The sequence below is a fragment of the Streptomyces sp. NPDC043854 genome (genome assembly GCF_056436005.1).
Genome location: NZ_JBWKDK010000042.1, coordinates 41482 through 52971, shown reverse-complemented (window position 1 = coordinate 52971; position 11490 = coordinate 41482). Strand labels below are relative to the sequence as shown.

The 11490-nt window shown below is 72.1% G+C and carries 13 protein-coding genes and 1 rRNA gene; 10 read left to right on the top strand and 4 right to left on the bottom strand.

Going from position 1 to position 11490, the window contains the following annotated elements:
* Nucleotides 1-70: ribosomal RNA gene (gene rrf / locus AC068A_RS29195) — 5S ribosomal RNA — on the top strand; the annotation flags it as partial.
* 86 nt (nucleotides 71-156) lie between these two features.
* On the opposite strand, the gene AC068A_RS29190 is transcribed toward rrf, so the two are convergent.
* Nucleotides 157-351, bottom strand: a complete 195-nt coding sequence (locus AC068A_RS29190; RefSeq protein WP_478589247.1) for a hypothetical protein — start codon at nucleotides 349-351, stop codon at nucleotides 157-159.
* 79 nt (nucleotides 352-430) lie between these two features.
* Between AC068A_RS29190 and AC068A_RS29185 the strand changes: the two genes are divergently transcribed.
* The 8 genes from AC068A_RS29185 (at nucleotide 431) to AC068A_RS29150 (ending at nucleotide 7220) form a co-directional block, all read left to right on the top strand.
* Nucleotides 431-1084, top strand: coding sequence for an HAD family hydrolase (locus tag AC068A_RS29185; RefSeq protein WP_478589246.1), 654 nt, complete (start codon nucleotides 431-433; stop codon nucleotides 1082-1084).
* Between the two features lie 43 nt (nucleotides 1085-1127).
* Nucleotides 1128-2342 (top strand): MFS transporter, encoded by a 1215-nt coding sequence (locus tag AC068A_RS29180; protein WP_478589245.1) that lies wholly within the window; start codon nucleotides 1128-1130, stop codon nucleotides 2340-2342.
* Nucleotides 2293-3462 (top strand): acetoin utilization protein AcuC, encoded by a 1170-nt coding sequence (locus AC068A_RS29175; RefSeq protein WP_478589244.1) that lies wholly within the window; start codon nucleotides 2293-2295, stop codon nucleotides 3460-3462. Before AC068A_RS29180 ends, AC068A_RS29175 begins: the two co-directional genes overlap by 50 nt.
* Nucleotides 3463-3579: 117 nt before the next feature.
* Entirely contained in the window at nucleotides 3580-4410 is an 831-nt protein-coding gene (locus AC068A_RS29170; RefSeq protein ID WP_478589243.1) for a phosphatase, read from the top strand.
* A gap of 114 nt (nucleotides 4411-4524) precedes the next feature.
* Nucleotides 4525-4734 carry a helix-turn-helix domain-containing protein gene (locus AC068A_RS29165; RefSeq protein ID WP_214940968.1) on the top strand — a complete coding sequence of 70 codons (210 nt, stop codon included), beginning with the start codon at nucleotides 4525-4527 and terminating at the stop codon, nucleotides 4732-4734.
* A gap of 162 nt (nucleotides 4735-4896) precedes the next feature.
* Nucleotides 4897-4995, top strand: a complete 99-nt coding sequence (locus AC068A_RS29160) for a 30S ribosomal protein bS22 (protein ID WP_003948845.1) — start codon at nucleotides 4897-4899, stop codon at nucleotides 4993-4995.
* A gap of 102 nt (nucleotides 4996-5097) precedes the next feature.
* Nucleotides 5098-6162: an NAD-dependent epimerase/dehydratase family protein gene (locus AC068A_RS29155; RefSeq protein WP_478589242.1), complete on the top strand. Its 1065-nt coding sequence runs from the start codon at nucleotides 5098-5100 to the stop codon at nucleotides 6160-6162.
* Nucleotides 6162-7220, top strand: a complete 1059-nt coding sequence (locus AC068A_RS29150) for a lysophospholipid acyltransferase family protein (protein WP_478589241.1) — start codon at nucleotides 6162-6164, stop codon at nucleotides 7218-7220. The genes AC068A_RS29155 and AC068A_RS29150 overlap by 1 nt, the downstream gene beginning before the upstream one ends.
* Before the next feature lie 72 nt (nucleotides 7221-7292).
* Here the strand turns inward: AC068A_RS29150 and AC068A_RS29145 are convergent, their stop codons facing one another.
* The 3 genes from AC068A_RS29145 to AC068A_RS29135 all read right to left on the bottom strand — a co-directional run bounded on the left by AC068A_RS29145 (nucleotide 7293) and on the right by AC068A_RS29135 (nucleotide 10939).
* A complete protein-coding gene (locus AC068A_RS29145) occupies nucleotides 7293-8501 on the bottom strand; it encodes a DUF5667 domain-containing protein (RefSeq protein WP_478589240.1) in 1209 nt (402 codons plus the stop codon).
* Between the two features lie 284 nt (nucleotides 8502-8785).
* The gene (locus AC068A_RS29140) at nucleotides 8786-9580 is read right to left on the bottom strand and encodes an ECF subfamily RNA polymerase sigma factor, BldN family (RefSeq protein ID WP_478589239.1); all 795 of its coding nucleotides are present in this window, start codon (nucleotides 9578-9580) and stop codon (nucleotides 8786-8788) included.
* A gap of 399 nt (nucleotides 9581-9979) precedes the next feature.
* Nucleotides 9980-10939: an HAD family hydrolase gene (locus tag AC068A_RS29135; RefSeq protein WP_478589238.1), complete on the bottom strand. Its 960-nt coding sequence runs from the start codon at nucleotides 10937-10939 to the stop codon at nucleotides 9980-9982.
* 107 nt (nucleotides 10940-11046) lie between these two features.
* Between AC068A_RS29135 and AC068A_RS29130 the strand changes: the two genes are divergently transcribed.
* Complete coding sequence (locus AC068A_RS29130; protein ID WP_478589237.1) at nucleotides 11047-11325, top strand: glutaredoxin family protein; 279 nt, start codon at nucleotides 11047-11049, stop codon at nucleotides 11323-11325.
* The last annotated feature ends 165 nt before the right edge of the window (nucleotides 11326-11490 follow it).

Sequence of the window (11490 nt, the reverse complement as noted above, 5' to 3'; positions counted from 1 at the left end):
GGAAGCTAAGCCTTTCAGCGCCGATGGTACTGCAGGGGGGACCCTGTGGGAGAGTAGGACGCCGCCGAACAATCATTGCGGGAAGCCCCGCACCAGCCCCCTTCGGGGGTTCTGGTGCGGGGCTTTTCTGCGTTCACCGGCAGGGTGCCACCACGCCTACCAATCGGCGGGGTAGCCCTTGAGGCTGCTCGTGTCGAGAGTCCAGCGGCCGGCGGTGACGGTGTCTCCGAACGCGTAGGGGACTTCCTTGCGGTAGCGGATACCGTCGGGTCCCCGTGAGGGGTCACTGTGCACCGTGACCGTCTTCTTGTTCTTGCGGGGGTCCACGACGACATACAGCGGCACCCCCATCTTCGGGTAGTCGTGGAGTCCTGGTTGCTGCCCTCACCAGCGTATCCAGCCTGACTGGGGCGTGTGCTTACGTTGTCGCATGGGCTATGACCTCGTCATCTTCGACAACGACGGCGTGCTGGTGGACAGCGAGCCGGTTGCCAACAGCATCCTCGCCGGGTACCTGACCGAGCTGGGGCATCCGACCGGCTACGAGGACTCGATCCGCGACTACATGGGCGCCGCCGTGCACCGGGTGCACGACCTCGTCCTGGAGCGGACCGGGCAGCGGCTGCCCGACGACTTCGACGAGACGCTGCACGCACGGACGTTCGCCGCGTTCGAGCGCGAACTCCTGCCCGTCACCGGGGTCGTCGACGTCCTCCAGGCGCTTGCCGCGCAGCGCGTCCCCTACTGCCTGGCCTCCTCCGGCAGCCACGAGCGGATCCGCGTCGGGCACCGGGCCGCCGGGCTCACCCGGTGGTTCGGCGACGAGGTCGTCTTCAGCGCCCAGGACGTCGGCCGGGGCAAGCCCGCCCCCGACCTGTTCCTGCACGCCGCCCGCACCATGGGCGCCGACCCGGCGCGCTGTGCCGTCGTCGAGGACAGCCCGCTCGGGGTCCGGGCCGCGGTCGCCGCGGGCATGGACGTGTACGCCTTCACCGGCATGATGCCCGTCGAGCGGCTCGCCGGGGCCACCGCCCACTTCGCCGACATGAAGGAGCTGCCCGGGCTGCTCGAACTGCCGGTGTGAGTTCTCTACCCACCGGTAGGGCCCGCGCCTACGCTGTGCCGCCATGGCGGACGATCTGCGGTTGCGGCGCGGGCGCGGTGCGCTGGGGTTCAGCTTCTTCGTACAGGGCGTCACCTTCGCCCTCCTCGTGACGCGGATCCCCGCCATCCAGGACCGGTACGGGATATCCGACGGCCTGCTGCCCGTGTTCCTGGCCGCCGTGCCGGTCCTGGCCGGTGCCGCCAGCGTCGGCACCGAGCACCTCGTGCGACGCGTCGGGCCGGCCGCCGTCCTGCGGTGGTCGCAGCCGCTGGTCCTGCTGGCCCTCCTCGGCGTCGGCGCCGGGAACTCCCTGTGGCACGTGGCCGCCGCCCTCGGGGCGTTCGGGCTGGCCGTCGGCGCGCTCGACGCCTCGATGAACATGCTCGGTGTCAGCCTCCAGCGGGCGTACGGCCGCAGCATCATGCTCGGCTTCCACGCCGCCTACAGCCTCGGCGGGATCGTCGGGGCCTCCGCCGCCTGGGCCGGGGCGCACTGGCACCTGGGGCTGTTCGCCTCCTACCTGCCCGCCGTCGCCGTGCTGCTGCCGCTCGCCTTCGCCGGCAGCCGCTTCCACGCCACCGGCCAGGAGGTGGCGGCGCCTCCCGAACAGGAGACGGAGGTCCACGGGTTCCGGCCGCTGCTGCCGCTGTGCCTGGTGATGGCGTGCGCATACATAGGGGACTCGACCGTCTCCAACTGGAGCGCCAAGTACCTCCAGGACGTCCTGGGCAGCTCCGAGCAGTTGGCGACCCTCCCCTACAACGTCTACATGGTCACCACGCTGGCCGGGCGGGCCGTCGGCGACCTGGGCGTGCGCCGCTTCGGCGCGGCGGCCGTCGTACGGGCCGGGACGCTGCTCGCCGCCGGCGGGTTCGCGGTCGTCGCTGCGGCGCCCGGCCCGTGGGCGGGGATGGCCGGGTTCACGCTGCTCGGGCTCGGGCTGTGCGTGATCGTGCCGCAGACCTTCGCGGCCGCGGGGCGGATGTTCCCCGGATCCTCCGACACGGCCGTCGCACGGCTGAACATCTTCAACTACGTGGGCTTCCTGATCGGTTCGCCGCTCGTCGGTGCGCTGGGCGACGCCTGGAGCCACCGGGGGGCGATGCTCGTGCCGGCGGCGCTGGTGCTGGGGACGCTTCTGCACGCCCGTTCGTTCGGCGCGGAAGGCGCCCGATACGGTGTTCCGCATGAGCAGCCGCGGGTTGTTGATGTGGGACGAGGCGGTCACGGGGTATGACTTCGGGCCGAGCCATCCGATGGATCCGGTGCGCCTGGCACTGACCATGGGCCTGGTACGGGCCTTCGGGCTGGACCGGGAGGTGGAGGTGCGGTCGGCCCCGGCGGCCGGCGACTCCACGCTGCGGCTCGTGCACCGGGAGGACTACGTCGCCGCCGTGCGCGGGGTGTCCGCCGACCCGGGGACCGCCGACGGCTCGTACGGGCTCGGCACGGTCGACGATCCGGCCTTCCCCGGGATCCACGAGGCGTCCGCGCTGATCGCCGGCCAGTCCGTGGCGGCCGCGGAGGCGATCTGGCGCGGAGAGGCCGAGCACGCGGTGAACTTCGCGGGCGGGCTGCACCACGCGATGCCGGGTGGGGCCTCCGGGTTCTGCGTGTACAACGACGCGGCCCTGGCGATCGCGCGGCTGCTGGAGCTCGGCGCGGAGCGGGTCGCGTACGTGGACGTGGACGTGCACCACGGGGACGGGGTGCAGGAGGCGTTCTGGGACGACCCGCGGGTGCTGACCGTCTCCCTGCACGAGCACCCCGCCACCCTGTTCCCGCAGACCGGCTGGCCGCAGGAGACGGGCGGGCCGGGCGCCGAGGGCTCCGCGGCGAACGTGGCGCTGCCCGCCGGGACCGGGGACGAGGGCTGGCTGCGCGCCTTCCACGCGACGGTGCCCGAGCTGCTGGCCGATTTCCGGCCGCAGGTGCTGGTGACCCAGCACGGGGCGGACACGCACTTCGAGGACCCCCTCGCGCACCTGGCGGTGTCGCTGGACGCGCAGCGGGCCGTGCAGGAGTCCTGCCACCGGCTCGCGCACGAGCACGCCGGCGGGAAGTGGCTGGCGCTGGGCGGCGGCGGGTACGCGGTCGTGGACGTCGTCCCGCGGTCGTGGACCCACCTCGTGGGGATCGCGGCGCACCGGCCGGTGGACCCGGAATCGGCCGTGCCGGCGTCCTGGCGGGGCGAGGTGTACGCGCGGACCCGGCAGCTGGCGCCGGGCCGGATGACGGACGGGCGGACCGTCGCCTGGCGGGACTGGGAGGCGGGCTACGACCCGGCCGACCGGGGCGACCAGGCGGTTCTGGCGACCCGGCGGGCGGTGTTCCCCCTGCGCGGCATGCTCGCGTAGCAGCCCCGGCCCACCCGGGCCCACCCGGGCGCCGTAGTCTGCCGCATCGTTACGCCAACGGTGGGGCCCTCGGTCGGAATTGAGGATCCGGCAGAGGTGTTGCGGCAGCATCGGAGCGTGTTGAGCACCGGCGCGCTGCGTGCGCATCTGCTGGCCGCCCGCCTGGCCGGGCCCGTCGCCACCTCGCGGGAGGAGAGCCTGCGCAGCTACCGGCTGTTCGCGGCCCGGGATCCGCGCGTGCTGCTGGGGCTGGATCCGGAACGCTGCTGGGGCGAGGGTGATCTGCTGGGGCTGATGGCGCAGAAGTGCGGGGTCTCGGCGGATCCCGCGCACGTCAGCGGGCCGGACGTAATTGATCCGGAACGGACGCTGGCCGCGTTACGGGCCTTCGCGGAACGGCTGCGGGCGGCGGCCGCGGCGCGGGCGCCCGTACTGTTCGGCACCGGTCACCCTCACCGTCTCCTGGGGTTCTACGCCAGTTTGGCGCGGGCGATGTCGGCGGCGGGCTGTGATGTCCTCACCCCGGCGCAGGGGGCGAGTGTCGACATGGCGACCCGGTTCGGGGTACGCACGCACAGCCTCGATTACGTACAGGGGGTTGCGCTGGTGCGAGAGCCCGGCGCGCGCCCCCCGGGCAGTGCCACCGGCGCGCACACCCATTCACCGCTGCCGATTCGGATCGCGCTGGGAGCGCTTGCGGAGGCCGGCGGACCGCTGCCGGAACTGGTGGTCGGGGACCACGGGTGGGTCTGCGGCGCAGGTCAGCTGGGTGTGGAGGCCATCGGGCTGGCGGATACGGACGATCCGGCGATGTTCGTCGGCGAGGCCGAGGGACGCGTATCGGTCGCGGTTCCGCTTGATGATGCGGTGCGCGCGGACTACTACCGGCCGCTCACGCGGTATCTACTGGACCGGGCGCGCCTGCCGGGCGCGCAGGAGTGGCCGTAGCTCCTCTTCCCCACTCGTATCACACGCCCCTACTCTGGGGAGTGAGCGTGCGACGACGAGGAGTAACCGGAGGGGAAGCCGGTGCCCGTCATGCGCGGAAGGTCAAGGTGTGTCATGGCTGCTGGCGAGAGGCCTCTCAGTGAGGTTCAGTTCCTGACCGTGGCGGAGGTCGCCTCGGTGATGCGAGTGTCGAAGATGACCGTGTACCGCCTGGTGCACAACCGTCATCTGCCCGCAATCCGGGTGGGCCGGTCCTTCCGGGTCCCCGAGAACGCGGTCCACGAGTACCTCCGAGAGTCCTATGTGGGGGTGGAGTCAGCCTGAGAGTGGGGCCCGCGACACCTTCGGGTCACCTTCGGGACGCCTCGGATTACAAGCTCGGAGCTCGGGCGGGTAGGCTAGGCCGACGTAGGTCGTGTGGGCCCAGACGCCCCGCACCGATCCCCGCGGGCGCGGGGATGTTCCGAGAAGTGAGCGAGGGTAGTCGTGGGCTCTGTTATCAAGAAGCGGCGCAAGCGGATGGCTAAGAAGAAGCACCGCAAGCTGCTCAAGCGCACCCGCGTCCAGCGCCGTAACAAGAAGTAAACGGCAGCTGTACGTGTTCTCCGCAGCCCCTCCACCATCCTTGGGTGGAGGGGCTGCGGTGTAGCCGGGACAGGCGGGGACGACGAGGGAGGCGCTGAGCTCGTGGGGAAGGTCGTGCTCGTGACCGGGGCTGCCCGGCAGTTGGGGGGCCGCTTCGTGCGGCGCATCCAGCGGGACCCCGAGGTCGAACGGGTGATTGCGGTCGACGCGACCCCGCCGCCCCGCAGCCTGGGGTCGGCCGAGTTCGTCGTTGCGGACATCAGGCAGTCCTCGATCGCCCGGGTCCTCGCCGAGCACGCCGTGGACACGGTGGTCCACCTCGCGGTCACCGGGGGCAGCGCCGGCACCGGCGGCATGGGCAGTGCCGTCAAGGAGACCAACGTCATCGGGACGATGCAGCTGCTGGGTGCCTGTCAGAAGTCGCCGACGGTGCGCCGCCTGGTGGTGAAGTCCAGTACGAGCGTGTACGGGGGCGCCCCGCGGGATCCGGCCGTTTTCACGGAGACCACGCAGCCGAAGAGGCATCCGCCGGGCGGCTTCCCGAAGGACGCTGCCGAGGTCGAGTCGTACGTACGGGGCTTCGCGCGCCGGCGGCCCGACGTGGCCGTGTGCGTGCTGCGCTTCGCGAACATCCTGGGCCCGCACGCGGACTCCGCGCTCGCCGAGTACTTCTCCATGTCCGTCCTGCCGACCGTGCTCGGCTACGACCCGCGGCTCCAGTTCGTCCACGAGGAGGACGTGCTGGAGGTGCTGCGGATGGCGGCGCAGGAGCCCCGGCGCGGCACCCTCAACAGCGGGACGTTCAACATCGCCGGGGACGGCGTGCTGCTGCTGTCGCAGTGCGCGCGGCGGCTGGGGCGGCCGACGGTGCCGCTGGTGCTGCCCGCGGTGACCTGGGTGGGGGCGGCCCTGCGGGCGGTGGGTGTCACGGAGTTCTCACCCGAGCAGATCAGACTTCTCACGCACGGGCGGGTCGTGGAGACCACGCAGATGCGGGAGGTGCTGGGATTCAAGCCCGTGTACACGACCGCCGAGACCTTCGCCGACTTCGCGCGCAGCCGCGGGAACGGGCTGCTGCCGCCGGAGCGGGTGGGGCAGGCCGTCGACCGGTTCGCGGAGATGCTGAACGTCGGGGTTGCCGGCGCCGAAGAGGGAGCGCAGCGATAGTGGCGGACGCCAAGGTCATTCCGTTCGACGAGGACCGGCCGCGCCGGCGGGCCGTCGGGACCCGGCGGGTCCGGGCGGTGCCCGCTCCGGCGTCCGCGCCGGAGGCGGCCGTACCGGAGGCCGCCGTACCGGTCGCGGCGGCCGGGGAGCCCGCCGGGGGCGCGACCGGCGTGGACGGTGGGACCGGCGGTCAGGCAGGCCAGGGCGGGGCCGGGCGGCCGGTCTGGGACCGGCGGATCGCGGGCGGGCTGGCGTTCCTGCGGCGGCGCATCACGGGGGAGTACGAGGTCGACGAGTTCGGCTACGACCGGGAGCTGACGGACCAGGTCCTGATGTCCCTGATGCGGCCCCTGTTCGACAAGTACTTCCGTGTCGAGGTCCGGGGCATCGAGAACATCCCGGCCGAGGGCGGCGCGCTGATCGTCGCGAACCATTCCGGGACGCTGCCGCTGGACGGGCTGATGATGCAGGTGGCGGTGCACGACCACCATCCGGCGCGGCGGCACCTGCGGCTGCTGGCGGCGGACCTGGTGTTCATGCTGCCCGTCGTCAACGAGCTGGCCCGCAAGGCCGGGCACACCCTGGCGTGCGCGGAGGACGCCCAGCGGCTCCTGGAGGCCGGGGAGCTGGTCGGGGTCATGCCCGAGGGCTTCAAGGGGATAGGGAAGCCGTTCGGGGACCGGTACCGGCTCCAGCGGTTCGGGCGGGGCGGGTTCGTGTCGACGGCGCTGCGGGCCGGCACGCCGATCGTGCCGTGCTCGATCGTCGGCGCGGAGGAGATCTACCCGATGGTCGGCAACGCGAAGACACTGGCGCGGCTGCTGGGGATCCCGTACTTCCCGATCACGCCGACGTTCCCGTGGCTCGGGCCGCTGGGTGCCGTGCCGCTGCCGACGAAGTGGACGATCCAGTTCGGGGAGCCGATCGCGACGGACGGCTACCCGCCGGAGGCGGTGGAGGACCCGATGCTGATGTTCAACCTCACGGACGAGGTGCGCGAGCAGATCCAGCACACGCTCTACAAGCTGCTGGTGCAGCGCAGATCTGTCTTCTTCTGATCTCTTCCGGTACGACGAGGTGCCCGGCCCCACGGGGCCGGGCACCTCGTCGTACCGGATGCCGGGTGTGCCCTACTCGGCATCCTCCGCCTTCAGGCCCAGGCCCGGGAGGAGGCCGGGGAGCAGGGGCGGGAGGGTGATCTCCGGCTGTGCCGCCTCCGGCGAGGACGACGGGGCAGCGGGGCTCTGGCCCGTCGGCGGGTGCAGCAGGTCGCCTGCGCCGCCGAGGAGGCCGCCCGTGGCCGGAGACGACTTTCCGGCGGCGGGCGGTGCGACCGGTGCCGGGCTGGCCGCGGGCGCGCTGGCGCCCGCGCCGGGCGCGGAGTGCTGCTGCCCGGCCGGTGCGCTCGGCTGCGGGGGCCCACCGCCCGGGCCCCGGCTCGGCTCCGGGGGCTTCGGGAGCAGGCCCTGGAGCGGCGCCACGTTGTCGTCTATGGCCTGGAACACCGACTCGACCTCGCCGCCGACGTCGGTGAGCTGGGCGGGGAGTTGGTCGCGCAGCTTGCCCCACACATCGCGGTGCGAGCGGGAGAACGTGGACAGCGTCTGGATCGGGCCGAGCGAGCCGTCCCTCTCGTAAGCCGCCTGGAGCAGCCGGTGGCCCTCCGCCGCGTCGTGCCTCATGCCGGAAAGGGCACGGCGGATGGCTCCCAGGGATTCGTGGTCGAGCGCGCCCGAGCGGCCGCGCTCCATGAGTCTGCGGGCCTCCGACAGGCGGTTGGACGCCTGGTCGAGGTAGAGCTCGCCCCGGTCGGCGTCCTCGTCGGCCATGCCGAGCTTGAGGTCCTCCATGCCCCGTTTGACGGGGTAGAGGGTGTCACCGGGCAGGGCGTCCGTACTGGCAGCGGCCACGCCGCTGAAGGCCCCCGCGGCCACACCCACGGTGAGGCCGCCTGCTGCGATGCCCTTGGACCAGCGGGAGCGGGGCCGCAGTTTCCGGAGCGGGGTCGCCCGGTGGGCGCCGCGGCCGGCCCGCTGCTCGGGCAGCTGAGGGCCCGAGGCGGCACCGCCTCCCGCCCTCTCCTCCATCACCATGGCCTCCATGGCGGCCACGAGCTGCGCTCGCTGCACCACTTTGACCTCGGGGTCCAACACCGGGCGCGGCATATCGCCGAGCACGCTCGCCAGGGCCAACAACCGTTCGTGGTCGGCAGGTTCGGCAGGTGCCTCGGACTGCTCGGCCGCCGGGTCCCGTTCGGAAAGGTCGGACGCTGGGTTCCGATCCTCCAGAGCCTGGGCGAAGGCGTTCGCCCGCCGGTGCGGAGTCACGTTCGCGATCACTGGCGGCACCTCCTCTCGTCATGACGATCGACTCCCCAAGGTGTCCGGAAGGTTGCCTTCCTTGAGCACATCCACACTTTCGAGTGAGTGGCTTCGGGCGAGGCGTGTCCAAAGGGAGCCTGCATCACGCACAACGAGCGGCGCGGCAGTTGGGTTACGGACGAAGGATGATCGGACCACAGCGTCATCGAGGGGTCACCGGTTGTGTGGATGGTGCGACGGTCGGGGTGGGTGGGGGGAGGGAGCACTGCGGGCGGGGCGGGCGCGGTCTGCGGCGGACGGGGTCAGCGGGCGTCGTCGGGGAGCAGGCGGGCCAGCGTGCGCACCGCCCGGTACTGGAGGGTCTTGATGGCGCCTTCGTTCTTCCCCATCACCCGGGCGGTCTCGGCGACCGACAGGCCCTGGAGGAAGCGGAGGGTCACGCACTCCTGCTGCTGGGGGTTGAGCTTGCGCACGGCTTCCAGCAGGGCCGCGTTGGAGAGGGACTCCAGGACCGATTCCTCGGGGGACCGTTCCACCTCGTTGGCGTCCAGCATCTCGCCCGTGGTCACTTCCAGGCGGAAGCGGCTGGACTTGAAGTGGTCGGCGACCAGGTTGCGGGCGATGGTCACGAGCCAGGCCCCGAAGTCGCGGCCCTGCCAGGTGAAGGTGGAGATGCGGCGCAGCGCGCGCAGGAAGGTCTCACTGGTGAGGTCCTCCGCGGTCGCCTTGCCGCCGACGCGGTAGTAGATGTACCGGTAGACCGTGTCGCTGTACTGGTCGTAGAGCCGCCCGAACGCCTCGGCCTCGCCGGCCTGGGCGCGTTCGACCAGGTCCATCATGCGGGCCTGGTCGCTGTCCGCGGTGGGGCGGCGCGCGGCCGGTGTGCTCGTGCCGGTCGCGGTGCCGCCGCCGGTGCGAGCGCGTCTGCCCACCGTCGCTCCGCCGTCGGCCAGGGCATAGCAAGGGCCGGCCGGGCCGAGGCCGGCGGCGAAGGCGGGGGCGGCGTACGCGGTGGGGACGAAGCCGCGCAGGTGGCCGAGGACCGTTGCGCGCAGCGTAGCCAGGCCCGAGGCGTCAACCCCGACAGGTGGGTACACGGGACTCCCAGAGGCAGAGCTTCCATCACGTGCAGTGCGAGGCCGTTCACCCGTCGTGGCGACAGATGGGCGGCGGCATGCGTCTGAGGAGAATAACGCTTCGTACAGGCGGCACTACACCCAGTTGCTCAAATCATCGATTCCGACACTTCTGTTGCGTGTCGAAGGCGTTTTCGGTCGCAATTGCTGATCGGTTGGCGATCACTTGGCGACCCGGAATGGGCGGTTCCGCGCTGGCTCGCGACCGAGTCGGGCATGCGTGCGTGCCCTCCCGCGGGTGCGGGTAAGGGTGAGGGAATGTCCGCCGGGCGGCGGACAGGGAACCGCCCGGCGGGGCCGCCGCGCGGCCCCGGACCTGCTCCGACGCGGGCGGCGGCCGGGAGTCCGGCCTGCGCCGGCCTACTTGCGGCGGCGGTGCAGGGCGATGGCGGCGGCCGCGCCGCCCGCGATCGCACCGACCCCGGCGGCCGCCGGGACGCCGACCTTCACGGCCTTGCGGCCGGTCCGATAGTCGCGCAGCCGCCAGTCGTGCTCCCGGGCATGCTTGCGCAGTTTTGTGTCGGGATTGATCGCGTACGGGTGCCCGACCAGCGACAGCATCGGAATGTCGTTGTGCGAATCGGAGTACGCCGCGCAGCGCGCGAGGTCGAGGCCCTCGGCGCCGGCCAGGGCGCGGACCGCCTCCGCCTTCGCCGGGCCGTGCAGGGGCTCGCCGACGAGGCGGCCGGTGTAGACGCCGTCGACGGATTCGGCGACGGTGCCCAGCGCCCCGGTCAGGCCGAGCCGGCGGGCGATGATCGTGGCGGTCTCGACCGGGGCGGCCGTGACGAGCCAGACCTTCTGGCCGGCGTCGAGGTGGGCCTGGGCCAGGGCGCGGGTGCCCGGCCAGATCCGCTCGGCCATGTACTCGTCGTAGATCTCCTCGCCGATCGCCATGAGCTCGCTGACCCGGTGGCCCTTGACGATGGACAGGGCGCTGTCGCGGGCGTCCTGCATGTGGTCGGGGTCCTCGACCCCGGCGAGCCGGAACCAGGCCTGCTGCCAGGCGAAGCGGGCCAGTTCGCGGCGGCGGAAGAACTCCCGCTTGTACAGGCCGCGGCCGAAGTGGAAGATCGCCGCGCCCTGCATGACGGTGTTGTCGAGGTCGAAGAAGGCGGCGGCGAGGGAGTCGCCCGCGACCGGGAACTCGGGTTCGACGGCCGGTGGTGCCTCTTCCGCCGCGGCGGCGGGGCCGGGTGCGGCCTCCGCTTCGAGGGCCTGTGCGCCCTTGCGGGCGGCCTCGGCCGAGGCTTCGCCTGCCAGCACGCTCCGCGCGGTGGCGGAGCGCCTACGGGGGGTGAGCCATCCCAGAGCGGCCATGACGCGAGCATAGCCATTGTGTTCGGGAGTTCCCGAACCGCGGCGGTGCCGGGCGCGTGAACTCTTCGGTGCCCGAGTGTGACGGGCGGCCGCGGGAGAATGGGCACATGAGCCCTTTGCTGCGCCGCAAGGAAAAGAAGAGTCCCGCCGAGCGGATGGTCACCCTCGTCGGCAAGCCCGGATGCCACCTGTGCGACGACGCCGAGGCGGTGATCGAGAAGGTGTGCGCCGAAGTCGGGGCGCGGTGGGAGAAGAAGGACATCACGCAGGACGAGGAGCTCTACCGGCGGCACTGGGAGCAGATCCCGGTGGTGCTCGTCGACGGGGAGCAGCACACCTTCTGGAGGGTGAACCCGGACCGGTTGCGGCGGGCGCTGCAGGGCTGACCGTCCGGCCGGTTGCCGTCATGGGCGATTTGCGGGGGCTCGGGGGCGTATTGATGAGGAGTGTGTACCGTTTTGCCCCCGACGGGATGTGAACGGGTTCGGTACGTTGTGCGCCCTCGCCCCCTCTGCCCGGGCCGCGTGACCCCGGTCACTTTGGTCGGACAA

Excerpts from the sequence above, each read along its gene's own strand:
- AC068A_RS29185 (WP_478589246.1), top strand. The coding sequence starts at position 431 with ATGGGCTATGACCTCGTCATCTTCGACAACGACGGCGTGCTGGTGGAC.
- AC068A_RS29135 (WP_478589238.1), bottom strand. The coding sequence starts at position 10,939 with ATGGCCGCTCTGGGATGGCTCACCCCCCGTAGGCGCTCCGCCACCGCG.
- AC068A_RS29165 (WP_214940968.1), top strand. The coding sequence starts at position 4,525 with ATGGCTGCTGGCGAGAGGCCTCTCAGTGAGGTTCAGTTCCTGACCGTG.
- AC068A_RS29175 (WP_478589244.1), top strand. The coding sequence starts at position 2,293 with ATGAGCAGCCGCGGGTTGTTGATGTGGGACGAGGCGGTCACGGGGTAT.
- AC068A_RS29190 (WP_478589247.1), bottom strand. The coding sequence starts at position 351 with ATGGGGGTGCCGCTGTATGTCGTCGTGGACCCCCGCAAGAACAAGAAG.
- AC068A_RS29180 (WP_478589245.1), top strand. The coding sequence starts at position 1,128 with ATGGCGGACGATCTGCGGTTGCGGCGCGGGCGCGGTGCGCTGGGGTTC.
- AC068A_RS29130 (WP_478589237.1), top strand. The coding sequence starts at position 11,047 with ATGAGCCCTTTGCTGCGCCGCAAGGAAAAGAAGAGTCCCGCCGAGCGG.